General features: G+C 64.3%; 15 protein-coding genes, 2 tRNA genes and 3 rRNA genes. 13 read left to right on the top strand and 7 right to left on the bottom strand.

What is annotated here, in order from left to right; translation table 11 throughout:
- Window positions 1-385 precede the first annotated feature (385 nt).
- From KR541_RS35685 to KR541_RS35665, 5 genes are all read left to right on the top strand, one after another.
- Window positions 386-1,156: a hypothetical protein gene (locus KR541_RS35685; protein ID WP_050016603.1), complete on the top strand. Its 771-nt coding sequence runs from the start codon at window positions 386-388 to the stop codon at window positions 1,154-1,156.
- A gap of 443 nt (window positions 1,157-1,599) precedes the next feature.
- A complete protein-coding gene (locus tag KR541_RS35680) occupies window positions 1,600-2,850 on the top strand; it encodes a metallophosphoesterase family protein (RefSeq protein ID WP_050016601.1) in 1,251 nt (416 codons plus the stop codon).
- A gap of 3 nt (window positions 2,851-2,853) precedes the next feature.
- Window positions 2,854-6,324, top strand: a complete 3,471-nt coding sequence (locus KR541_RS35675; RefSeq protein ID WP_050016600.1) for an ATP-binding protein — start codon at window positions 2,854-2,856, stop codon at window positions 6,322-6,324.
- A 120-nt stretch (window positions 6,325-6,444) separates the two neighbouring features.
- Window positions 6,445-6,969: an HD domain-containing protein gene (locus KR541_RS35670; RefSeq protein WP_006489846.1), complete on the top strand. Its 525-nt coding sequence runs from the start codon at window positions 6,445-6,447 to the stop codon at window positions 6,967-6,969.
- 10 nt (window positions 6,970-6,979) lie between these two features.
- Window positions 6,980-7,657, top strand: coding sequence for a DUF429 domain-containing protein (locus KR541_RS35665; protein ID WP_050016598.1), 678 nt, complete (start codon window positions 6,980-6,982; stop codon window positions 7,655-7,657).
- A 150-nt stretch (window positions 7,658-7,807) separates the two neighbouring features.
- Here KR541_RS35665 and KR541_RS35660 read toward each other — a convergent pair whose 3' ends face one another.
- Window positions 7,808-8,278, bottom strand: coding sequence for a hypothetical protein (locus KR541_RS35660; RefSeq protein WP_050016596.1), 471 nt, complete (start codon window positions 8,276-8,278; stop codon window positions 7,808-7,810).
- Between the two features lie 610 nt (window positions 8,279-8,888).
- On the opposite strand from KR541_RS35660, the gene KR541_RS35655 reads away from it, so the two are divergent.
- The 5 genes from KR541_RS35655 (at window position 8,889) to rrf (ending at window position 14,187) form a co-directional block, all read left to right on the top strand.
- A 16S ribosomal RNA gene (locus KR541_RS35655) occupies window positions 8,889-10,421 on the top strand.
- A 63-nt stretch (window positions 10,422-10,484) separates the two neighbouring features.
- Window positions 10,485-10,561 (top strand) — tRNA-Ile (locus KR541_RS35650).
- 91 nt (window positions 10,562-10,652) lie between these two features.
- Window positions 10,653-10,728, top strand: a tRNA-Ala gene (locus tag KR541_RS35645).
- 279 nt (window positions 10,729-11,007) lie between these two features.
- Window positions 11,008-13,888 (top strand): 23S ribosomal RNA (locus KR541_RS35640).
- A gap of 186 nt (window positions 13,889-14,074) precedes the next feature.
- Window positions 14,075-14,187, top strand: a 5S ribosomal RNA gene (rrf, locus tag KR541_RS35635).
- Together the 16S, 23S and 5S rRNA genes with 2 tRNA genes alongside form the textbook arrangement of a ribosomal RNA operon.
- A 226-nt stretch (window positions 14,188-14,413) precedes the next feature.
- Here rrf and KR541_RS35630 read toward each other — a convergent pair.
- The 5 genes from KR541_RS35630 to KR541_RS35610 form a co-directional block, all read right to left on the bottom strand.
- The gene (locus KR541_RS35630) at window positions 14,414-14,878 is read right to left on the bottom strand and encodes a GNAT family N-acetyltransferase (protein WP_050016196.1); all 465 of its coding nucleotides are present in this window, start codon (window positions 14,876-14,878) and stop codon (window positions 14,414-14,416) included.
- Window positions 14,879-14,997: 119 nt separating this feature from the next.
- Entirely contained in the window at window positions 14,998-15,396 is a 399-nt protein-coding gene (locus tag KR541_RS35625; protein ID WP_050016188.1) for a nuclear transport factor 2 family protein, read from the bottom strand.
- Between the two features lie 54 nt (window positions 15,397-15,450).
- Window positions 15,451-16,050 (bottom strand): hypothetical protein, encoded by a 600-nt coding sequence (locus KR541_RS35620; RefSeq protein WP_050016186.1) that lies wholly within the window; start codon window positions 16,048-16,050, stop codon window positions 15,451-15,453.
- A gap of 193 nt (window positions 16,051-16,243) precedes the next feature.
- On the bottom strand, window positions 16,244-17,497 hold the full coding sequence (locus KR541_RS35615; RefSeq protein WP_050016184.1) for a hypothetical protein: 1,254 nt from the start codon (window positions 17,495-17,497) through the stop codon (window positions 16,244-16,246).
- Between the two features lie 119 nt (window positions 17,498-17,616).
- Complete coding sequence (locus tag KR541_RS35610) at window positions 17,617-18,621, bottom strand: AraC family transcriptional regulator (RefSeq protein ID WP_089490203.1); 1,005 nt, start codon at window positions 18,619-18,621, stop codon at window positions 17,617-17,619.
- Between the two features lie 144 nt (window positions 18,622-18,765).
- Between KR541_RS35610 and KR541_RS35605 the strand changes: the two genes are divergently transcribed.
- From KR541_RS35605 to KR541_RS35595, 3 genes are read left to right on the top strand one after another with little or no spacing between them, the layout of a single operon-like run.
- The gene (locus tag KR541_RS35605) at window positions 18,766-20,433 is read left to right on the top strand and encodes an acyl-CoA synthetase (RefSeq protein WP_089490204.1); all 1,668 of its coding nucleotides are present in this window, start codon (window positions 18,766-18,768) and stop codon (window positions 20,431-20,433) included.
- 13 nt (window positions 20,434-20,446) lie between these two features.
- Entirely contained in the window at window positions 20,447-21,214 is a 768-nt protein-coding gene (locus KR541_RS35600; protein ID WP_050016180.1) for a 3-hydroxyacyl-CoA dehydrogenase, read from the top strand.
- An 18-nt stretch (window positions 21,215-21,232) separates the two neighbouring features.
- The gene (locus KR541_RS35595; protein ID WP_089490205.1) at window positions 21,233-22,423 is read left to right on the top strand and encodes an acetyl-CoA C-acyltransferase; all 1,191 of its coding nucleotides are present in this window, start codon (window positions 21,233-21,235) and stop codon (window positions 22,421-22,423) included.
- Window positions 22,424-22,560: 137 nt separating this feature from the next.
- Here KR541_RS35595 and KR541_RS35590 read toward each other — a convergent pair whose 3' ends face one another.
- Window positions 22,561-23,253 (bottom strand): TetR/AcrR family transcriptional regulator, encoded by a 693-nt coding sequence (locus KR541_RS35590; protein ID WP_089490206.1) that lies wholly within the window; start codon window positions 23,251-23,253, stop codon window positions 22,561-22,563.
- Window positions 23,254-23,302: the final 49 nt, after the last annotated feature.

The following is a 23,302-nucleotide window of genomic DNA, read 5'->3' as shown; positions in this document are numbered from 1 at the left end:
GCGATACGTTGCCTTGTTGCAAGTCGCGCCGGCATCGAAACGTTATCTGCCGACTGTATTGGCGGATCGCGAGCGGTTGAAGTGCCGAGCTTTGACGATGCACCCGCGCAGGGTCGCCCGGCAGCAACGCGCCCATCGGTGAGAAAATACCTCCAACGAATATCACCGAAGTGCCGCGCTCGATCAATCCCGGATCGACGGCCGACCCCTGCCCAATGCACGCGCGCCATGCTTAAATAGCAGGGCTCCCGACCGCCGGTCGCCGCGATGGCAGCGCCGGTCGGCACGGGCCAGCATGTCCGATCGACACCGTGACGACAGACGATACAAAAACACCGTTCCGGCGCGCCCGGCGCGGTCCGATAACATTCCGAGGCATCACGTCATGACCATTCTGTTCCGTCTTCTCGCGCTCGCCTGCGCGCTGTGGCTGGCCGCCTGTGCGGCGCCGCCCCCGCCGCCTTCCAGTACCACCGCGTCCGCTCCCGCACCGGATGCCAGCGAGCGCCGCGGGCTCGGCACCGCGTGGGGCGAGTCGGTGCGATCCGAAACCCGGCAGGTCGAATTCGAACGCGCGGATCCGGCGAATCCGACGGATCTCGCGTCGGTTTACTACAACGACGTGCTGCCCGGCCATCTTCCCGCGTCGCAGGTGCGTCGGCTGCCGACCCGCGTCGCGCTCGCGAACGGCGACATCGCGCTGTCGTTTACCGACGAGAAGGGCGCGCCGCTGCGACTCGCGCGCCGCGACGGCCGCTGGCACATGGCGGGCGTCGAGGGATCGCGCTACATGATCGTGTTGCGCAACCAGGGGCGGCGCGCGTTCGAAGTCGTGTCGACGGTCGACGGGCTCGACGTGCGGTCGGGGCGGCCGGGCAGCTATACGAACGGCGGCTACGTGCTGTATCCGGGCCGCACGCTGACGATCGAGGGCTTCCGCAAGAGCCGCGACGAAGTTGCCGCGTTCCGCTTCGCGGCCGTGCCCGACAGCTATGTCGCGAATTCGAAGTACGGCGATGCCGCGAACGTCGGCGTGATCGGCGTCGCGCTGTTCGCGCAGAAGGAGAGCGACGAGGACGCGCTGCGCCGCAGCGCGAATCCGTTTCCCGGCAACGACAACGGCTATGCGCCGCCGCCGGTCCCGCGCGGCGAGTGAGCGCAGGTAGCCGGGCGCTCGCGTGCATCGTGACGCACGCGGGGCGAGCCTGTGTGCTTTCCTGCTGCCCGTTCAACGCCGTTCCCGTTTGGTTTCGCCCGACACACGATTCGGCGCGCGTCCGCGCTATTGGGCGATCGCGCGGCCATCATGTCGTGCGCTGCCCGTTCTTCAGCGGCGCGGTATCGCCGTCGCTCGCTCGTGCTGCGGCACAATGTCGGTTCGCATCGGTATCGCGTGCTTCCCCGTCATCCCGACCGACGGAGAGCGCATGTCGTTACCCGCTTTCAGGTACCATCCCGACCCGCTTGCAGCGGGCAGCATGATCCGGTCCGACGCGTGTCGCATGTGCGGCGGCAAGCCCGGCGGCTACCGGGACGACGCATGACGGCACGGCCCGTGCGAGCGGCGTCGCCCGTTCGCCATGAAACAGAGGAACCTTCGTGAAGTTCATCCACGCGGCAGACATTCACCTTGACAGCCCGTTGCACGGCCTGAGCGCGTATCCCGACGCGCCGGCCGCGCAGTTGCGCAACGCGTCGCGCGAGGCGTTGCGGCAACTCGTGGATCGTGCGATCGAAGAGGAAGTCGCGTTCCTCGTGATCGCGGGCGACCTGTACGACGGCGACTGGAAGGATCACAACACCGGCATCTTCTTCGGCCAGCAGATGGGGCGCCTGCGCAAGGCCGGCATCCGCGCGTTCGTCCTCGGCGGCAACCACGATGCCGAAAGCGAGATGACGAAGAAGCTGACGCTGCCCGACAACGTCACCGTGTTCGGCCACCGCAAGCCGGAAACCGTCAGGCTGCCGGAATTCGACGTCGCGCTGCACGGCCAGAGCTTCAAGGACAAGGCCGTCGTCGACAATCTCGCGATCGGCTATCCGGACCCGGTGCCCGGGCACTACAACATCGGCGTGCTGCACACGGCGCTTGAAGGCTACGCGGCGCATCCGAACTACGCGCCATGCACGCTGGCCGAACTGCACGCGAAAGGCTACGACTACTGGGCGCTCGGCCACGTGCACGAATTCCAGCAATGGACGGGCTCCTCCACCGTCGTGTTTCCCGGCAACCTGCAGGGACGTCATATCCGCGAGACGGGCCGGCGCGGCGCGGTGCTCGTCACGGTCGAGCAAGGCAGGACGCAGGTCGAACGTCTGTATCTCGACGTGCTGCGCTGGGAAGCCGTGTCGGTCGATGCGTCCGATTGCCTGTCGGTGGCCGATCTGTCGCGAAAGATCGGCCAGTCGCTGGAGGCGCTGTTGACCGTCGACGGCCACGTGCCGCGCGCGGTGCGCGTCACCGTCACGGGGCGCACGCCCGCGCACGGCCTCTTTTTCGGCCGCGCGCCGCAGTTGCGTGCGGAAGTGCTGAACCAGATCGGCATCATCGGCAACGAGCGGCTGTGGCTCGAGAAGGTCCGGCTCGCGACGTCCGCTGCCGATCATCAGCCGGGCGAGAGCGAGCAACTTGAAGCGCTGGAGGACCTGAAGCAGATCCTGGCCGATGCCGCGCACGATCCGGATTTCCTCGCGCTGCTCGAGCGCGACCTGAAGCCGTTCGTCGGCAAGGTCCGTAGCGACGTGAAGGAGGACGTGCCGTTGCTGACGATGGCGCGGGCGGGCGAGCTGACGGCGCTGGTCGAGCAGGTCGGGCCCGCGTTGCTCGCGCGGCTCGCGAGGGGGGAATAAGCGATGCGCATCAGTCAGCTCGATCTGATCAAGTACGGCAAGTTCACCGACGAGACGCTGCGGTTCCCGTCGGCCGCCGAGGATTTCCATGTGATCGTCGGGCCGAACGAGGCCGGCAAGTCGACGATTCGCACGGCCGTGTCCGAGTTGCTGTTCGGGATGAAGCTGCAGACGCCGCTCGATTTCCTGCACAGCACGCCCGAGTTGCGGATCGGCGGCGTACTGGAGAGCGGCACGGGCGAACTCGCGTTCCACCGTGCGCGCGGGCGCAGTCCGTTGCGCACGCCCGCCGACGACAAGCTGCCCGACGACTATCTGGCGTCGATTCTCGATGGCGCGACGCGCGAATTCTTCGAGCAGATGTTCGGGCTCGATCACGGGCGGCTGGTCGATGGCGGCCGCAGCATTCTCGATGCCTCGGACAAGCTCGGCCAGGTGCTGTTCGAATCGGCTGCCGGGGTGGGCAGCCTCGGGCCGGTGCGCGAGGAACTCGACGCGCGCGCGCTCGAATTGTGGGCGCCGCGTCGCAGCGGTAGCGCGTTCGCGCTGGCCGAAACGGCATTCAACGAAGCGGTGGCCGAGCTGAAGACGGTCCAGGTGCGCACGCGCGACTGGGTCGATCGCAAGGACGCGCGCGAAGCGGTCGAGCAGCAGATCGAGCAGGCGCGCGCGGAACAGCGCCGGCTCGAAGCGCTGCGCTCGAAGCTCGAACGCGTGCGGCGGCTCGCGCCGTACCTGAAGGAGCTGACGGTCAAGGACGCGGCGCTGGCCGAACTGGGCGCGGTCGTCGAGTTGCCGCCGACCGCGTATGCGGATCTGCTGAAGGCGCAGGGCGATCTCGCGGCCGAGCGGAAGGTGCTCGAGGAACGGCGTGCGGACCTGCTCGCGAAGCGGCAGGCGCGCGACGCGATCGCCGCGGACGCCGACGCGCTGGCGCTCGAAGCCGATATCGAGGCGCTCGATCGGCTGCGCGGCGCATGCATGAATCACGCGCAGGATCTGTTGCTGCTCGGCGCGGACGTCGAGCGGCACCTGTGCGCCGCGTCGTCGGCGGCCGCGCAGCTCGGCTGGCCGACGGACGAGGCGTCGCTGCGCGCCGCGTTGCCGACGGCGCTGTCGCTGAAGACCGTCGCGAACCTGCTGCGCGAACATGGCGCGCTGCACCAGGCGCTTGCCGGCGCGCGCGAATCGCTCGACGAACGCACGCGCGAACTGGTGCAGGTCCGCGAACAACAGGCGCGCCTGTCGACCGTCGACGTGCCGGAAGCGTTGCGCGCGGCGCTGGCCGATGCGCAGGGTTTTCGCAACAGCGGCCCGCGCGAGCAGGCGCTCGCGCACGACATCGCGGCTGCCGAACGCACGCTGTCCGGCGCGCTCGATGCACTCGGCCAATGGCGCATGCCGGTCGACGCGCTGCGTGCGCTCGACGTGCCGTCGGCGGCGCGGCTTGCCGCGCTGCTCAAGGAAGACAGCGAACGCGCGAGCGCCGTCGCTGCCGCGCGCGACGCGCGGGACGGTGCGCTCGAAGAGCTCGAGCGGCTTGAATTGCAGGAAAGGCATTTCGCGGAGAACCACAAGGTCGTCACGACCGCCGACGTGCTGGCGGCACGCGCGCGTCGCGATGGCGCGTGGGGCGATATCCGCCGCGGCGCCGTCGATCTCGTGACGGGCGCACCGGCGGTCGACGACGCGATTCGTCTCGCGGACGAACTCGTCGATGCACAGCTCGGCGCGACCCAGGCCGCGGCGACGCTGCAGTCGCTGCGTCAGCAGGTCGAATCCGCGCGTGCGGGCGTGGCGCGCCGGCAGGCCGCGCTCGACGAACGCGAGCGCGAACGCGCCGCGCATCGCGACGCCTGGGCCGCGCTCGCGACGGCGGCCGCGGTGCCCGGCATGCCGCTGGCGGCGATGGGCGACTGGCTGGCGAAGCGCGACGCGGTGTTCGCCGCGCAGGCCGATCTCGATCGCCAGCGCCGCGAATTCGACACGATGCGTGCTGCCCGCGCCGGCGCGGAAGCCGCGCTGCGTGCGGCGCTGTCAACGGTATCGCGAGGCGGCGAGTCGGACGGGCTGGCCGCGCTCGTCGCCGTTGCCGAGACCTTCGTCCAGTCGGCCGAGAAAGCGGCCGCACGAAAGGACAGTCTCGACGATCGCGCGCGGGAAGCCGAACGCGGGTGCGAGACCGCGCAGTCGCGGGCCGACCTTGCACAAGCGGCTTACGACGCGTGGCAAGCGCAATGGCGCGACGCGCTGACCGACGCGAAACTGTCCGCGAGCGCGACGACGCTGGCCGCGGCGGAAGGCGCGCTCGGGCTCGCGAACACGGTGACGGCCGAACTGGCCGATGCCGACGCGCCGCGCAACCGGATCGCCGCGATCCGCGCTGAGCTGGCCGCGCTCGAGGCCGGCGCGCGGCGGCTTGCCGAAGCGCTCGCGCCGGAATGGCTGGCGAGCGGCGACTGGCCGGACGTGGCGCGCCGGCTGACGATGCGCCTCGCGGCCGCCAGGGAAGTCGCGCGGGCGATCGATCGTGCCGACGAGGCCGTGCGGCAGGCCGACGCCAAGGTCGCGGACGCGGCCGCCGCGGTCGCGGGCGCCGATGCGCGGATCCAGCCGCTGCTGCAACTGGCCGGCGTCGCGTCGATCGACGCGGCGCTGCCGTTGGCCGAGCGCTCGGATCGGCAGCGCCAGCTTCGGCAGGCGGTCGATGCCGCGCATGAAGCGCTGGTGCGCGACGGCGACGGGCTGTCCCGGTCCGCCGTCGAGGCCGAGGTGGCGGAACAGGACATTGCCGACGTGCCCGCGCATCTCGAAGCGGTGAAGCAGTCGCTCGGCGATGTCGGCAAGCGGCTGAACGAGCTGGCGCAGCAGCAGGTCGTGGCCGACCAGGCGTTCGGCGCGATCGACGGCCAGGCGAACGCGGCGGTTGCCGAGTCGAAACGGCAGGAGGCGCTGGCGGCGATGGGCGACACGGCCGAACAGTATCTGGAGGCAGCCACCGCGAGCCGCTTGCTGAAGTGGGCGACGGATCGCTACCGCGACCAGAAGCAGGGGCCGATGCTCCGGCGCGCGGGCGAGATTTTCGCGGGGCTCACGCTGGGCGAATTCGCGAAGCTGACCGTCGATACCGAGCGGGCGCCGCCCGCGCTGTATGCGCGCCGCACGAGGGGAACGTCGGTCGAGGTCGCCGGGCTGAGCGAAGGGACGCGCGATCAGCTGTTCCTCGCGCTGCGGATCGCGGCGCTGGAGTTGCAGCTCGGCAGCCGCACCGCACTGCCGTTCGTCGCCGACGACCTGTTCATCAATTTCGACGATGCGCGCGCGAAGGCGGGGCTCGATGCGCTGCGCGATCTGTCGACGCGCACCCAGGTGCTGTTCCTGACGCACCACGACCACCTGCTGCCGCTCGTGCGGGACGTATTCGGCGCGCGGGTCAACGTGGTCGAGTTGCAGCGCGCGCCGGCCGGCGCGTGATGCGCGGTATGCCGGAGGGTCGGTGCGCGGGAAGGGTCATCGCGTACAGGTAGTATGAGCAGTTCCGAAACGCATGCGGCCGGTTCAACGGTCGCGGGTCTGGCCACACGAGGGGGGAATATGAAGAAGCTGGTAGCCGCGATTGCGTTCGCGGCGGACAAGCATCGCAATCAGCGGCGCAAGGACGAAGAGGCGTCGCCGTACATCAATCATCCGATCGCGCTCGCCGACGTGCTGGCCAACGAAGCCGGCGTCGAGGACGAACGCGTGATCGTCGCGGCGGTGCTGCACGACACGGTCGAGGATACGGAGACGACCGAGCAGGAATTGCTGCGGCTGTTCGGCAAGGACGTGGCGGACATCGTGATGGAAGTCACCGACGACAAGTCGTTGCCTAAGGAAGAACGCAAGCGTCTGCAGGTCGAACACGCGGCCACCATCAGCCGGCGCGCGAAGCTCGTGAAGCTGGCCGACAAGATCTGCAACCTGCGCGACATCGCCCGGCATCCGCCCGCGGACTGGCCGCTCGAACGCAAGCAGGCGTACTTCGACTGGGCGAAGTCGGTCGTCGATCCGATGCGCGGCGTCCATCCCGGTCTCGAGGCGATCTTCGACACCGCGTACGCCGCGCGGCCGGCGGACTGACGCACGCGTTATGCGATCGGCCCGATCCGCCGCACGGCAATCGGCTGCCGTGGCGGGCGTCGACGTCGGCGGCGACAGGAAGCTGTGCGATCTCGTGATCCTGCGTGGGTCGACGGTCGTCTGCCGGGAAGCGCGGATCGTGCCCGAGTCGCTGCCCGCCCTGTGCCTCGCTCATGATGTCGTCGCCATCGGCGTCGACGCGCCGAGCCTGTGGTGGGCGGGGAGCGGCCGCCGCGCGGCCGAACAGGCGCTCGCGCGTGAACGGATCTCGTGCTTTCCGACACCGTCGCGGGCGCAGGCCGTCGCGAGCACGTCAGGCTTCTTCGACTGGATGTTCATGGGCGAGCGCGTCTACCGCGCGCTCGCCGGCGCCTATCCGCTGCTGACCGACGCGCGCTACGCGGGCGGACGCGTGAGCTTCGAAACCTATCCGTATGCGATTACCTGCGCGATGCTGGGCAAGGCCGTGGCGTCGGCGAAGCAGAAGCGCAACCAGCGCCGGCACTTGCTGGAGCGGCTGGGCATTGACGTATCGACGCTGCGTTCCGTCGATGCGCGCGACGCGACGCTGTGTGCGTTGACCGCGCAATACGTGATCGACGGGAACGCGCATGCGTACGGCGATGCGGCGGGCGGATACATCCGTGTGCCGATGGTGAGCGAGACGATCGTGCTCGATTCGCCGTAGGAGTGGCGTGTGGCTCTGCGCGGGATGATGGCGATCGCAGGGGGCGTTTCGTGAGGGGATGCGGCAGGCCCGGCGACGAAGAGGTCAGCTAGCGACTGTCGGCGGGCGTGGCGCGACGCCTCTGCATCGCGCGATTTCGGGTAAGCCTGCTCAATTCTCGAGGATGGATTTCGGCACGCTGGACAGGTCGCAGGCTTGCGCGTGTTCGAAGTAGCTGTCCGCATCGTCGATCATCACGACCGCGACGTCGATCAGCTCGTCCAGCCGTTGCAGCAGCGATTCGCGCCACTCGATGTCTTCGTCGCGTTCGGGCGCCTTGTCCAGCTGCTCGATGATCGAGTCGGCCGTCTGCAGGAACGGAATGGCCTGCTGATAGTTTTCGATCGAGACCAGCGCCGCATTGCGTGCGCCGACGAGCCGCTCGCGATGCGTGTCGGCCAGTTCGGATTCGCCGCTGATGCGCGGCAACATGTCCGAGATGCGTTGCAGAAGCGGCGGCACCTGTTCTTCCAGCAGGATCGCGCGTTCGCGCAGTGCCGCATATTCGTCGCGAAGGTCGCTGTCGCCGGATTGAGTCGTGCTGTCCATCATCAATATGAGTGCGTGGTTCGGTCGCGGCATGATACTCGACCGCGCCCGTTTCCTTGCTTGTTCCGCGTCCTCTTATATAGAAGGGAAGCGGCGCCTTCGTCATATCTTTGGAGGGCGGCGGGCGTTGCGTTTTACGGTCCGTCGAGCCAGAAGCCTCCGTACGCGCCACCGCACGGAGGCTTTTTCAAACTTTCTTCACAAAGGGCTTGCGCGGATGGGGGCAGGTGCTTAGAATCACGCCTCTTTCGCGCTAACGGAAACGCGGCGCGGGAGGAAGGAAAGCGGTGCTGTTGGGGTTCGGTCGTAGCGAGCCTTGGCGGTACAGGAAGTTGAGCCCCGCAGTCGCAACGATGTAGTGTAAAAAGTTGTTGACGAGCTGCGAAACGCGGTTCATAATCTCGCTTCTCTGCTGCTGAAAACGCAGCGCTGCCGGGAAACACGGAGTTCCTCGCAGAATGCTCTTTAAAAATTAACAGCCGATAAGTGTGGGCGCTTGATGAAAGCGAGCTGATCCTCGGATCAGATAGCGAAAGTATCAAGAGTCTCACACTAAAGTAAGTCAGGTTTATGAAGTGATTCATATTCCTGTCAGCTTTGAGTGAGCGACCGGTTCTACGGAATCGAAAACAGTAACAGGTTTGAACTGAAGAGTTTGATCCTGGCTCAGATTGAACGCTGGCGGCATGCCTTACACATGCAAGTCGAACGGCAGCACGGGTGCTTGCACCTGGTGGCGAGTGGCGAACGGGTGAGTAATACATCGGAACATGTCCTGTAGTGGGGGATAGCCCGGCGAAAGCCGGATTAATACCGCATACGATCTACGGATGAAAGCGGGGGACCTTCGGGCCTCGCGCTATAGGGTTGGCCGATGGCTGATTAGCTAGTTGGTGGGGTAAAGGCCTACCAAGGCGACGATCAGTAGCTGGTCTGAGAGGACGACCAGCCACACTGGGACTGAGACACGGCCCAGACTCCTACGGGAGGCAGCAGTGGGGAATTTTGGACAATGGGCGAAAGCCTGATCCAGCAATGCCGCGTGTGTGAAGAAGGCCTTCGGGTTGTAAAGCACTTTTGTCCGGAAAGAAATCCTTGGCTCTAATACAGTCGGGGGATGACGGTACCGGAAGAATAAGCACCGGCTAACTACGTGCCAGCAGCCGCGGTAATACGTAGGGTGCGAGCGTTAATCGGAATTACTGGGCGTAAAGCGTGCGCAGGCGGTTTGCTAAGACCGATGTGAAATCCCCGGGCTCAACCTGGGAACTGCATTGGTGACTGGCAGGCTAGAGTATGGCAGAGGGGGGTAGAATTCCACGTGTAGCAGTGAAATGCGTAGAGATGTGGAGGAATACCGATGGCGAAGGCAGCCCCCTGGGCCAATACTGACGCTCATGCACGAAAGCGTGGGGAGCAAACAGGATTAGATACCCTGGTAGTCCACGCCCTAAACGATGTCAACTAGTTGTTGGGGATTCATTTCCTTAGTAACGTAGCTAACGCGTGAAGTTGACCGCCTGGGGAGTACGGTCGCAAGATTAAAACTCAAAGGAATTGACGGGGACCCGCACAAGCGGTGGATGATGTGGATTAATTCGATGCAACGCGAAAAACCTTACCTACCCTTGACATGGTCGGAATCCTGCCGAGAGGTGGGAGTGCTCGAAAGAGAACCGGCGCACAGGTGCTGCATGGCTGTCGTCAGCTCGTGTCGTGAGATGTTGGGTTAAGTCCCGCAACGAGCGCAACCCTTGTCCTTAGTTGCTACGCAAGAGCACTCTAAGGAGACTGCCGGTGACAAACCGGAGGAAGGTGGGGATGACGTCAAGTCCTCATGGCCCTTATGGGTAGGGCTTCACACGTCATACAATGGTCGGAACAGAGGGTTGCCAACCCGCGAGGGGGAGCTAATCCCAGAAAACCGATCGTAGTCCGGATTGCACTCTGCAACTCGAGTGCATGAAGCTGGAATCGCTAGTAATCGCGGATCAGCATGCCGCGGTGAATACGTTCCCGGGTCTTGTACACACCGCCCGTCACACCATGGGAGTGGGTTTTACCAGAAGTGGCTAGTCTAACCGCAAGGAGGACGGTCACCACGGTAGGATTCATGACTGGGGTGAAGTCGTAACAAGGTAGCCGTATCGGAAGGTGCGGCTGGATCACCTCCTTTCCAGAGCTATCTCGCAAAGTTGAGCGCTCACGCTTATCGGCTGTAAATCAAAGACAGACTCAGGGGTCTGTAGCTCAGTCGGTTAGAGCACCGTCTTGATAAGGCGGGGGTCGTTGGTTCGAATCCAACCAGACCCACCATTGTCTGACGTGTCGGTGATCGTTAGCGCTTTAGCGCTTACGAGCAGCCCATGCCGATAGGCTGTAGTACCTGAGGTCATCTGTACTCAATGGGGGCATAGCTCAGCTGGGAGAGCACCTGCTTTGCAAGCAGGGGGTCGTCGGTTCGATCCCGTCTGCCTCCACCAATCTTCAATGACAAGCGTTCGAACGAAGCGTTGTTCGAGTCTTTGTCATTGGCGATTGAGCCAGTCAGAGTGATACGTAGTATGTATCGGCTGTCGTTCTTTAACAATCTGGAAGAAGTAAGTAATTTGGATAGCGGAAGCGTCTCGAGATGGACGTGGAAGTTATCCGGGTTGTGATTGTATCGATGTATCTCAAGATGATTCGAACTCTATGTTCGACTCAATTGGAATACGGCACAACGCGAGAACTCAACCTGTAACGAGACAGACTCGTTATAGGGTCAAGCGAACAAGTGCATGTGGTGGATGCCTTGGCGATCACAGGCGATGAAGGACGCGGTAGCCTGCGAAAAGCTACGGGGAGCTGGCAAACGAGCTTTGATCCGTAGATGTCCGAATGGGGAAACCCGGCCCTTTTGGGTCATCCTGGACTGAATACATAGGTCCAGTGAAGCGAACGCGGTGAACTGAAACATCTAAGTAACCGCAGGAAAAGAAATCAACCGAGATTCCCAAAGTAGTGGCGAGCGAAATGGGATGAGCCTTGCACTCTTTATTTGTATTGTTAGCCGAACGCTCTGGAAAGTGCGGCCATAGCAGGTGATAGCCCTGTAGGCGAAAACAGTATGAAAGAACTAGGTGTGCGACAAGTAGGGCGGGACACGTGAAATCCTGTCTGAAGATGGGGGGACCATCCTCCAAGGCTAAATACTCGTGATCGACCGATAGTGAACCAGTACCGTGAGGGAAAGGCGAAAAGAACCCCGGGAGGGGAGTGAAATAGATCCTGAAACCGCATGCATACAAACAGTCGGAGCCTCGCAAGGGGTGACGGCGTACCTTTTGTATAATGGGTCAGCGACTTACGTTCAGTAGCAAGCTTAACCGTATAGGGCAGGCGTAGCGAAAGCGAGTCCGAATAGGGCGTTCAGTTGCTGGGCGTAGACCCGAAACCAGGTGATCTATCCATGGCCAGGATGAAGGTGCGGTAACACGTACTGGAGGTCCGAACCCACTAACGTTGAAAAGTTAGGGGATGAGCTGTGGATAGGGGTGAAAGGCTAAACAAACCTGGAAATAGCTGGTTCTCTCCGAAAACTATTTAGGTAGTGCCTCGTGTCTCACCTTCGGGGGTAGAGCACTGTCATGGTTGGGGGGTCTATTGCAGATTACCCCGCCATAGCAAACTCCGAATACCGAAGAGTGCAATCACGGGAGACAGACATCGGGTGCTAACGTCCGGTGTCAAGAGGGAAACAACCCAGACCGCCAGCTAAGGTCCCCAAATATAGCTAAGTGGGAAACGAAGTGGGAAGGCTAAAACAGTCAGGAGGTTGGCTTAGAAGCAGCCACCCTTTAAAGAAAGCGTAATAGCTCACTGATCGAGTCGTCCTGCGCGGAAGATGTAACGGGGCTAAGCTATATACCGAAGCTGCGGATGCGAGCTTGCTCGCATGGTAGGAGAGCGTTCCGTAAGCCTGCGAAGGTGCCTTGTAAAGGGTGCTGGAGGTATCGGAAGTGCGAATGCTGACATGAGTAGCGATAAAGGGGGTGAAAGGCCCCCTCGCCGTAAGCCCAAGGTTTCCTACGCAACGTTCATCGGCGTAGGGTGAGTCGGCCCCTAAGGCGAGGCAGAAATGCGTAGCTGATGGGAAGCAGGTCAATATTCCTGCACCATTGTTAGATGCGATGGGGGGACGGATCGCGGAAGGTTGTCCGGGTGTTGGAAGTCCCGGTCGCTGCATTGGAGAAGGCGCTTAGGCAAATCCGGGCGCGCAATTCAAGGGTGTGGCGCGAGCTCCTTAGGGAGCGAAGCAATTGGAAGTGGTTCCAAGAAAAGCCTCTAAGCTTCAGTCTAACGATGACCGTACCGCAAACCGACACAGGTGGGCGAGATGAGTATTCTAAGGCGCTTGAGAGAACTCGGGAGAAGGAACTCGGCAAATTGGTACCGTAACTTCGGGATAAGGTACGCCCTTGTAGCTTGACTGGCCTGCGCCAGGAGGGTGAAGGGGTTGCAATAAACTGGTGGCTGCGACTGTTTAATAAAAACACAGCACTCTGCAAACACGAAAGTGGACGTATAGGGTGTGACGCCTGCCCGGTGCCGGAAGATTAAATGATGGGGTGCAAGCTCTTGATTGAAGTCCCGGTAAACGGCGGCCGTAACTATAACGGTCCTAAGGTAGCGAAATTCCTTGTCGGGTAAGTTCCGACCTGCACGAATGGCGTAACGATGGCCACACTGTCTCCTCCCGAGACTCAGCGAAGTTGAAGTGTTTGTGATGATGCAATCTACCCGCGGCTAGACGGAAAGACCCCATGAACCTTTACTGTAGCTTTGCATTGGACTTTGAACCGATCTGTGTAGGATAGGTGGGAGGCTATGAAACCGGAACGCTAGTTTCGGTGGAGCCGTCCTTGAAATACCACCCTGGTTTGTTTGAGGTTCTAACCTTGGCCCGTGATCCGGGTCGGGGACAGTGCATGGTAGGCAGTTTGACTGGGGCGGTCTCCTCCCAAAGCGTAACGGAGGAGTACGAAGGTACGCTAGGTACGGTCGGAAATCGTGCTGATAGTGCAATGGCATAAGCGTGCTTAACTGCGAGACCGACAAGTCGAGCAGGTGCGAAAGCAGGTCATAGTGATCCGGTGGTTCTGTATGGAAGGGCCATCGCTCAACGGATAAAAGGTACTCTGGGGATAACAGGCTGATACCGCCCAAGAGTTCATATCGACGGCGGTGTTTGGCACCTCGATGTCGGCTCATCTCATCCTGGGGCTGTAGCCGGTCCCAAGGGTATGGCTGTTCGCCATTTAAAGAGGTACGTGAGCTGGGTTTAAAACGTCGTGAGACAGTTTGGTCCCTATCTGCCGTGGGCGTTGGATATTTGAAGGGGGCTGCTCCTAGTACGAGAGGACCGGAGTGGACGAACCTCTGGTGTACCGGTTGTCACGCCAGTGGCATCGCCGGGTAGCTATGTTCGGAAGAGATAACCGCTGAAAGCATCTAAGCGGGAAACTCGCCTTAAGATGAGATATCCCTGGGGACTAGATCCCCTTGAAGGGTCGTTCGAGACCAGGACGTTGATAGGTCAGGTGTGTAAGCGCAGTAATGCGTTCAGCTAACTGATACTAATTGCCCGTAAGGCTTGATCCTATAACAAGTCTGTCTCGATGCCCGTTAGCGCTTCAGCGCTTACGGACATCGAGCGTCGAGTGCGAGGCACTCGACGTACGACGGTTGAACTACCGCGTATGTGTGAGATACAACCTCACAACCCACCTAAATTACTGCTTCTTCCAGGATTGGTCGCGCTGCGAAGCAACGCGACAACCCCCTTTGCCTGATGACCATAGCGAGTCGGTCCCACCCCTTCCCATCCCGAACAGGACCGTGAAACGACTCTACGCCGATGATAGTGCGGATTCCCGTGTGAAAGTAGGTAATCGTCAGGCTCCCTCAAGCCAAAAACCCCCGTCCGAAAGGCGGGGGTTTTTGCATTTCGGCGGCGGAAATGTTCGGTGTGCCTCGCGACACGAGCTGGGGCGTAAACGGCGTTATCAGGCCCGCTGGCCGGACTGATCCAACTCCGCTGTTTCCGCTGCAACCTCTGTTACCGCAGTCGGTAGCTCAATCCCATCAATTGCACGCGGTGAGCGATCTTGCTGCCATCTGCTCCTATCAGACCGGAATCCGCAAGATCGGAAAGAATCTACCCGGGATGACACCCGATTCTTTTTCGCCGATTTTTTCGGCTCCCAACGCCAGATAGAACGGTGCAGCATTGGGATCGGCTTCGATCACAAAGCGCTTAATTCCTCTCGCGGCGGCTTCGGTCCGAACTGATTCCCACAGAGCACGGGCGATGCCCTGGCCCATATGATCGGGATGAACGAACAGCCATCCGGGTGTCGGCAGATCCGAATCCAATGATGCTCGGATCCAGAACCCGATGATCGACTCGCCTGATTCCGCGACGTAGCCAATCGCCCCTTCGATCGTCTCCGGCGAAATCGTAAGATCTTTTTGCCACAAGTCGAGCCATTCCTTTGGATAGCCCCAGTGCGCTTTCGACAGGCGCGCCAGTCGCGCGAGTTCGTCCGCGTCCGCGGCACGCGCAGAACGCACGGCAAATAGGTTGTGCATTTCGTCTCTCATCACTGCCGACACCACGTCGGCCGGCGTCTTCATCAGTGCATCGTCAGAACCGCGGCGTAGCATTGCCCGATTGATGGCCAGCATGCTCGCGGGGGCGTTGCCCGACACTATTGATCCCCGCACGGCCGGCGCAATGACATGACCTGCGATGCATGTCCGGCAACGACCCGCCATTTGGCGTCCGATCGACGCCAAAGTCGCGTATAGGCAAACGTACCGGCGAATGCCGCGCCATCGAAATGGCCTGCGAGCTTCGCTCGCGTCGTGGTCAGGATCATCTCGTCGATCGCGCATGCACGCATTTCGTGGACGTCGAGTGCGTCGAGACGCAGAAGCTTCGCGCGATGCGCGGTGAGGTCGTCCTCCTTCGAGATGATCTGGCCGGTCGGGACGGTGAATACCAGATCGTCGTCCAGTAGCGCGTCGAGCGCTTCGACATCGTTGGCCAGCATCGCTGCGCGGAGCGCGGTTTCGCAGGGTTCGATGACGGTACGGATTGCATCCATGTCAGACCTCGCATCATTTCGGAAGGGAAGCGGCACGGCGGCGACAAACGCAGCCTACCGCGCATTTGACAACGACTGACGTCGGACCAGCATCACCAGGCAGATGCCGATCGACGCGATGAGATTGACGACCGGATAGAACGCGACCGCGACACTCCACGTGCTCAATGCCAGCAACGCCAGTGCGTACTTGAGCACGCACAGCGCGAAATAGGCGAAGCTCTCGCTCCACGGATCGCGGATCGTCTTGCGCACGGTCGGGCCAAGGCCGGCAAGCTCGATCAGCGTGACCAGACAGATCGACACCGTCGGATCGTCGGTCAGCATCCACAGCGGAATGGCCGACAGTGCCACGCACAGGAACAACCAGTCGAGGCCCGTCCAGCCACGCTCGCCGCGAAACAGGCTGGCGATCAGCGTCAAAAAGCACGTGACGGCAATCGCCGCCGTGCACCACGCGGACGGCCCCGCGCCCGCGACGAACTGGCCGGCGGCCGCGATCGCCGTGACGACCGACCACACGAGCCACGTGAACAGATGCGGGCGAACGGTGCGCCGGTAGATCGCGAGCGCGTAAGGGATCGCTGCCAGCAACGACACGGCCGTTCCGATCACGCCGAAGATCGAAGCGGCGCTCCCATCGACATTCACCATCGGCGCAACCTCGTTCAGACCGGCCGACCAGTATGTGGTCTGACGGATCGGGGTGCAACGTCATACGCGCGCTGCGGTGCGGCGAGCTTCATGCAGATTCGCACCGGAACGTGGGAGAAATCCGATCCAAACAAACGGCACCCGGACGGCGATGCTGCAGGCAAACCCACGGCGCATCGGCGCCTGCTTGACGTCAGCAATCGAATGTCCGCAGGCGCTCGGCGTGTTCTTCGAGCCCGTCGAGCCCGAGATAGTGGCTGAGCTTGCCGGCGCGAACCTTGCGGATGTCGGCCTGCAGCTTGTCCAGCAGTTTCTCGCTCGCCGCGCGGTAGGCAGCTGCTGTATCGACGCCATGGGCCGACAGCGCTGCGCCGATCAGCCGTGCGCTATCGGTGCCGCCGCCCGCGACGCAACGCGCCATTGCGTCGGCATCCGGCTGCACGCCGGCGTCAAGCAGCATGCGCATCAGGATGGCGGGTATGGCGCCGGACACGGATGCCAGCGCATCGGGCACGACCGGTGCGCCCGCTGCGAGCAACGCGGCGGCGGCGGAAAACTTCTGGCGTCGCAGCGCGTAATCCGTCGGAATCGAACTGCCGGCGAGCGCCACGCCGAGATCGGCGACAAGCGGCGCCAATCGCGCGATGAGTGCCGCATCGTCGTGATCGATCGCATGGCGCAATGCGTGACGTGCGAGCACCGGCTGCGCGCCGAGTGTGCCGTCGGCGAGCGGCGTGCGCCAGTCGATCACCGCTTGTCGATAGAACGCGATCAGCTTGTCCGCCAGCGATGCCGACAGGCCATGATCGTCGCGGCGTTCATCGACGTATTCGAGCAGCGTGACACCGGTGCCTGGTTCGCCGCCGGGCGCCAGCGGGTCGACATGAAGCTGCAGCGCGCCGAATGCCGCGTACAGATCGGGGGCGATCGTCGCGACACCGTCCTCGTGCATCGCGCCGCGCCACGCGGGCGGCAACCCCTGTTTCCACGCAAGTACATGGCCATAGTCGTGGGCGCCGGGCTCCGTCACGACGTAGATGCGGTCGCAATATTCGAAGCCGCCGAACGGCAGCGCACCGATTTTGCCGTTCCACGTGCGCGCGTTCTCTTCCGCGGCTTCTTCGGCCAGTTCGAGTTCATGGTCGATCCAGCCCTGCAGGTCGCGGTAACCGTCGCTGCCGTTGTAGAACAACTCGCTCCAGCTGATCGCTTCGACATTGCCGTTCATCTCCAGCGTCAGGTCGTAGTCGAGGCTGCCGCCGGCCGTGACGCGCCATAGCTCGAGCAACGGGAGCGGAATGTCGCCGTGACAGCAGGCCTGCACGGCCGCGATCTGGTCGGCCGCCATCGCCGGTTGCGCGTCGAAGATCACGCGGCCGGCAAACAGCACGATACCGTGCGCGCGCAGAACGGCCAGTTCGGTGTCGGAAAAGTGGGTGGCTTGCATCGGAGCGTGAGCGGTGATGGTAGATCGGTGTTCGCCGCGGTCCGCGGACAACGGACGGCAGCCACGTGGGTGCATCGTATCAGCGGCGCGTGGCGAGACGCTCCGCGCCTGCATGCCACTCAAGACTCCGCGTTCGCCGCATGCACGTCGCGCCGAAATGCACCGGGGCTCGTGCCCGTCCATTTCCGGAACGCGCGATGAAACGCGCTCGGCTCGGTGAAGCCGAGTTCGGCCGCGATCTCCGCGACGCTGAGCGCGTGCCCGCGCAGCAGCGACTGGGCCAGCGCACCGCGCAACTCGTCCTTGATCGCCGCGAAGCTTTGCCCTTCGCTGCGCAAACGCCGCCGCAGCGTCGCGGGCGTCGTGTCGAGGCGCGCGGCCAGCGTGTCGAAGTCGGGCCACTCGGCGGCCGGCAGCGCCTTCAGGTACGCGCGCGTCTTCGCGACCCAGCCCGTGTCGTGCCGGTAGCGCACGAGGAGGTTGCCGGGCGCGCCGCGCAGGAAGGTCTTCAGCGCCTGCTCCGAACGGATCGTCGGCAGCGCGAGATAGGCGGCGTTGAATGCGAGCCGGCTGTCGGGCCGGTCGAAATGCACGGGGACGCCGAAGAACTGGTGATAGTCGCTGCGCTGGCCGGGGCTCGGGCACGCGAAATCGATGCGCTGCAGCGGGATGCGCCGGCCGATCAGCCAGCACGCGACGCCGAGCAGGATCAGCCAGAACGTCCGGTATGCGAACGCCGGGTATGGCGTGCCCGATTGCGCCAGCACGATCTGCGCGTGCCCGTCGGCCACGACGAGCTCGCCGTGCGGTTCATCGAGCACGACCCGGAGGAACTGCAGCGCGCGCCGCAGCGCCTTATCGAGCGTGCCCGCATGCAGTACTGCGTGGCACAGCAGCGTGAAACTGCCGCGCCGCATCGGGCGCGCGGCGAGGCCGAAGAATTCGTCGTCGAGCACGCCCGCGATCGCGAGCCACAGTCGGCCGTACTGCTGCGGCGTGACGGGCTCGCGCACGACGGCCGGCAGCCCGGCGGTGCGCAGCACGGGCGCCGTCGGCAGGTCGTGCCGGCGCAGGCACGCGAGCGCATCGTCGACGAAATCCGGCGAAATCATCTGCGGCCCCATTTTCCTGCGTCCTCCCGACATGGCAAAAACGATCACGATTCTAGATTCCGTTTGTCATTGATTGCAATGTATGGGCTGTCTACTATCGATGTATCCCCGTCGCGCCCCTGGCTCGCCGGCGGCCATAACGCACAGGAGACACGCATGCCAGAAGGAGCTACCGCCCGGGCGGTGCCGGCTTACGCCGACGCCGTGGCCCGATTCAGTATCGAGACCGCCGCCGCGCAACTGAGCGGCGACCTGGAGCGCGGCCTGAACGCGTGCATCGAATGCTGCGACCGGCACGCGAAGTCGGACGCTATCGCACTCGACTGGATCGACGCCGGCGGGCAGCACCATCGCTTCACGTTCGCGCAGATGCAGGCGCTCTCGGCCCGGGTCGCGAACCTGCTCGTTGCGCAGGGCGTGAAGCCGGGCGACGTGGTGGCCGGGCTGCTGCCGCGCACGCCGGAACTCGTCGCGACGATCCTCGGCACGTGGCGCGCGGGCGCCGTGTATCAGCCGCTGTTCACCGCGTTCGGCCCGAAGGCGATCGAGCACCGATTGCGCATGAGCGATGCGCGGCTGATCGTGACCAACGTCGCGAATCGCGCGAAGCTCGACGAAATTGCCGAGTGCCCGCCAGTGGCGACGGTGCGCGAAGCAGGCGAGACGCTGTCGGCGCACGACATCGATTTCCGCGCGGCGCTCGACGCGCGGTCCGATACGTTCGAGCCCGTGCCGCGCAAGGGGTCGGACCTGTTCATGATGATGTCGACGTCGGGCACGACGGGCTTGCCGAAGGGCGTGCCGGTGCCGCTGTACGCGCTGCTTGCGTTCGGCGCGTACATGCGCGAAGCGGTCGATCTGCGCCCCACTGACCGGTTCTGGAATATCGCCGACCCGGGCTGGGCGTACGGCCTCTATTACGCGATCACCGGCCCGCTCCTCCTCGGCCATGCGACGACGCTCTACGAGGGCAGCTTCACGGTCGACAGCACGTATGACGTGATCGAACGGCTCGGCATCACGAGCCTCGCGGGTTCGCCAACCGCGTTCCGGATGCTGATGGCGGCCGGGCCGGAAGCGGCCGCGCGCATGAAGGGCCAGCTGCGCGTGGTGAGCAGCGCGGGCGAACCGCTGAATCCGGAAGTCGTGCGCTGGTTCCACGCGGCGCTCGGTGCGCCGATCCACGATCACTACGGCCAGACCGAGCTCGGAATGGTCGTGAACAACCATCACGGCCTCGCGCACGTGGTGCACGTCGGTTCAGCCGGCTTCGCGATGCCGGGCTATCGCGTCGCGGTGCTCGACGAAGCGGGCCGCGAGCTCGGCCCCGGCGAGCCCGGCAACCTCGCGATCGACATCGGGCGCTCGCCGCTGCTGTGGTTCCGCGGCTACTGGCAGCAGGACACGCCGGCGATCGCGGGCGGTTACTACCGGACCGGCGACAACGTCGAGCTGGAGCCGGACGGCGCCGTGAGCTTCATCGGCCGCGCGGACGACGTGATCACGTCGTCCGGTTACCGGATCGGCCCGTTCGACGTGGAGAGCGCGCTGATCGAGCATCCGGCCGTCAGCGAGGCCGCCGTGATCGGCGTGCCCGACCCGGAGCGCACGGAAATCGTGAAGGCGTTCGTCGTCCTGTCGAAAGGGTTCGACGGCACGCCCGAACTGGCCGAGGAATTGAGTCTGCACGTGAAGCGGCGGCTGTCCGCTCACGCTTATCCGCGCGCGATCGACTTCGTCGACGCGCTGCCGAAAACCCCGAGCGGCAAGATCCAGCGCTTCGTGTTGCGCAAGATGGAAGCCGAGAAGGCCGCTCAACCCTGAATATGGACTGCCAATGAATATCAAGGATCGCGTTTTTCTGATTACGGGCGCCGGTTCCGGCCTCGGCGCCGCGGTGGCGCGCATGGTCGTTGCGCAAGGCGGCAAGGCCGTGCTGCTGGACGTCAACGACGAGGCGGGAGCGAGTCTCGCCAACGAACTCGGCGCGGCCGCGCGCTTCGTGAAGACCGACGTGACGAGTGAAGCCGACGGTCAGGCGGCCGTCGCGGCAGCACGCGACACGTTCGGCCGCGTCGATGCGCTCGTCAATTGCGCGGGCGTCGCACCGGGCGAGAAGGTCGTCGGCCGCGACGGCCCGCATTCGCTCGACCGCTTCGCACGGGCGGTATCGATCAACCTGGTCGGCACGTTCAACATGATCCGGCTGGCCGCCGAAGCGATGTCGAAGCAGGACGCTGACGCGGAAGGCGAGCGCGGGGTGATCGTCAACACCGCGTCGGTCGCGGCGTTCGACGGGCAGATCGGACAGGCCGCGTATGCGGCGTCGAAGAGCGGCGTGGTCGGCATGACGTTGCCGATCGCACGCGAGCTCGCGCGCTTCGGCATTCGCGTCGTGACGGTCGCGCCCGGCATCTTCGCGACGCCGATGATGGCCGGCATGCCGCAGGACGTGCAGGACGCGCTCGGCAAGAGCGTGCCGTTTCCGCCGCGGCTCGGCCGCCCGGAAGAATTTGCGGCGCTGGTGCGCCACATCGCCGAGAACACGATGCTGAACGGCGAAGTCATCCGTCTCGATGGCGCGTTGCGCATGGCACCGCGCTGACACTGGAGGAAGCGAATCATGACGACTCAGGATCCGATCGTAATCGTGGGCGCGGCGCGCACGCCGATGGGTGGTTTTCAGGGCGACCTGGCGGCGGCCAGCGCCAGCGACCTCGGCGCGGTGGCGATTCGCGCGGCGCTCGAGCGCGCGAACGTGCCGGCCGAACGCATCGATGAAATCGTGTTCGGCTGCGTGCTGCCGGCCGGCCAGGGTCAGGCGCCCGCGCGCCAGGCCGCGCTGAAGGCTGGGCTGCCGCTCGCGGCGGGCGCGACCACGGTCAACAAGATGTGCGGTTCCGGGATGAAGGCGGCGATGTTCGCGCACGACCTGCTGCTGGCGGGTTCGGCGGGCGTGGCCGTGGCGGGCGGGATGGAGAGCATGACGAATGCGCCGTACCTGCTGCCGAAGGCGCGCGCGGGCATGCGAATGGGGCACGGGCAGGTGCTCGACCACATGTTCCTCGACGGGCTCGAGGATGCGTATGAAAAAGGCCGCCTGATGGGCACGTTCGCCGAGGATTGCGCGCAGGCTTACCAGTTCACGCGCGAAGCGCAGGATGCGTTCGCGATTGCGTCGCTGACGCGCGCGCAGCGCGCGATCGCGGAAGGGCATTTCGTGTCGGAGATCGCGCCGGTGGCCGTGAAGGCGGGCAAGACGGAAAGCGTCGTGTCGATCGACGAGCAGCCGGGCAAGGCGAAACTCGACAAGATCCCGACACTGAAGCCCGCGTTCCGCGACGGCGGCACGGTGACGGCCGCGAACGCCTCGTCGATCTCGGACGGCGCGGCCGCGCTCGTGATGATGCGCCGCTCGGAAGCCGAGCGCCTCGGCCTCACGCCGAAGGCCGTGATCGTCGGGCATTCGACCTATGCGGACAAGCCCGGCCTGTTCGCGACCGCGCCGATCGGCGCGCTGCGCAAGCTGTCGGAGAAAACCGGCTGGAGCCTGCGCGACGTCGATCTGTTCGAGATCAACGAAGCGTTCGCGGTGGTGCCGATGGCCGCGATGCGCGACCTCGACCTGCCGCACGAGAAGGTGAACGTGCACGGCGGCGCGTGCGCGCTCGGGCATCCGATCGGCGCATCGGGCGCGCGCGTGATGGTGACGCTGCTGGCCGCGCTCGAAACGTACGGCCTGACGCGCGGCATCGCCTCGCTGTGCATCGGCGGCGGCGAAGCGACGGCGGTTGCGATCGAGCGGGTCGCGTAATACATCGCGTAACGCATCGCATCGCATCGCACGCTCGCACGCTCGCACGCTCGCGGCATCACGGGCGGCGCGTATCGCACGGGACATCCCGTGTGGTGCGCGCCGCCCGTTTTTATTCGGCGGATCGTCGTGTCGCGCTACGGCTTCGCGTTCGGCGACACCGCGCCGCACGCACGAATCACGAGCTGCACGACCTGCTCGGTCTTTTCGTCGAACGCCTTCTTCGTGAACGCGCGCTTGCCGCTCAGCGCGCGAATCTGCGCATCGAAATCCGCGTAGTGCTGCGTGGTCGCCCAGATCAGGTACATCAGTGCATGCGGGTCGATCGGCGCAAGCAGCCCGCGTGCGATCCAGCCTTCGATCACCTTCACGCGGGTGTCGAACCACGGCTTCACGCGTTGCGACAGGATGTCCTGCATGTGCTCCGCGCCGTGGATGATCTCGTTGGCCCACACCTTCGAGCCGAGCGGGCGTCGCTGCGACAGCGCCATCTTCGCGCGCACGTAGCCGCCGATCGCCTCGACCGGATCGTCGCCGGCCTCGAACGAGCCGGCCGCGCGATGCCAGTCCTCGAACAGGTCGTCGAGCACACGGCGGTACAGCGCGAGCTTGGTCGGGAAGTAGTAGTGCACATTCGCCTTCGGCAGACCCGCGCGCTCCGCGATCATCGCGGTGCTCGCGCCGGCGAGCCCGCGTTCCGCGAATACGGCCTCCGCGCACGCGAGCAGATGCGCTTCGTTGGACTCGCGGATGTGCGCCTTGCGTCGCCGCAAAGGCGCCGGCGCTTCGTCCCGGTCGGTGGCTTCGATCGTCGCCTCGTCATGTCTCATCGTTACCCTCGCGCGGCGGCCATGCCGCGTTGGGCTTCATTCTAGCCGC

This window comes from Burkholderia sola (assembly GCF_905400185.1).
Lineage (GTDB): Bacteria > Pseudomonadota > Gammaproteobacteria > Burkholderiales > Burkholderiaceae > Burkholderia > Burkholderia sola.
The sequence above is the reverse complement of the archived record's forward strand: the minus strand, read 5'-3'. Positions and strand labels throughout refer to the sequence as shown.

What these genes read in the sequence shown, in the direction of transcription:
- KR541_RS35685 (WP_050016603.1), top strand. Translation starts at nt 386, where the DNA reads ATGACCATTCTGTTCCGTCTTCTCGCGCTCGCCTGCGCGCTGTGGCTG.
- KR541_RS35675 (WP_050016600.1), top strand. Translation starts at nt 2,854, where the DNA reads ATGCGCATCAGTCAGCTCGATCTGATCAAGTACGGCAAGTTCACCGAC.
- KR541_RS35670 (WP_006489846.1), top strand. Translation starts at nt 6,445, where the DNA reads ATGAAGAAGCTGGTAGCCGCGATTGCGTTCGCGGCGGACAAGCATCGC.
- KR541_RS35665 (WP_050016598.1), top strand. Translation starts at nt 6,980, where the DNA reads ATGCGATCGGCCCGATCCGCCGCACGGCAATCGGCTGCCGTGGCGGGC.
- KR541_RS35660 (WP_050016596.1), bottom strand. Translation starts at nt 8,278, where the DNA reads ATGCCGCGACCGAACCACGCACTCATATTGATGATGGACAGCACGACT.
- KR541_RS35630 (WP_050016196.1), bottom strand. Translation starts at nt 14,878, where the DNA reads ATGCACAACCTATTTGCCGTGCGTTCTGCGCGTGCCGCGGACGCGGAC.
- KR541_RS35625 (WP_050016188.1), bottom strand. Translation starts at nt 15,396, where the DNA reads ATGGATGCAATCCGTACCGTCATCGAACCCTGCGAAACCGCGCTCCGC.
- KR541_RS35620 (WP_050016186.1), bottom strand. Translation starts at nt 16,050, where the DNA reads ATGGTGAATGTCGATGGGAGCGCCGCTTCGATCTTCGGCGTGATCGGA.
- KR541_RS35615 (WP_050016184.1), bottom strand. Translation starts at nt 17,497, where the DNA reads ATGCAAGCCACCCACTTTTCCGACACCGAACTGGCCGTTCTGCGCGCG.
- KR541_RS35610 (WP_089490203.1), bottom strand. Translation starts at nt 18,621, where the DNA reads ATGGGGCCGCAGATGATTTCGCCGGATTTCGTCGACGATGCGCTCGCG.
- KR541_RS35605 (WP_089490204.1), top strand. Translation starts at nt 18,766, where the DNA reads ATGCCAGAAGGAGCTACCGCCCGGGCGGTGCCGGCTTACGCCGACGCC.
- KR541_RS35600 (WP_050016180.1), top strand. Translation starts at nt 20,447, where the DNA reads ATGAATATCAAGGATCGCGTTTTTCTGATTACGGGCGCCGGTTCCGGC.
- KR541_RS35595 (WP_089490205.1), top strand. Translation starts at nt 21,233, where the DNA reads ATGACGACTCAGGATCCGATCGTAATCGTGGGCGCGGCGCGCACGCCG.
- KR541_RS35590 (WP_089490206.1), bottom strand. Translation starts at nt 23,253, where the DNA reads ATGAGACATGACGAGGCGACGATCGAAGCCACCGACCGGGACGAAGCG.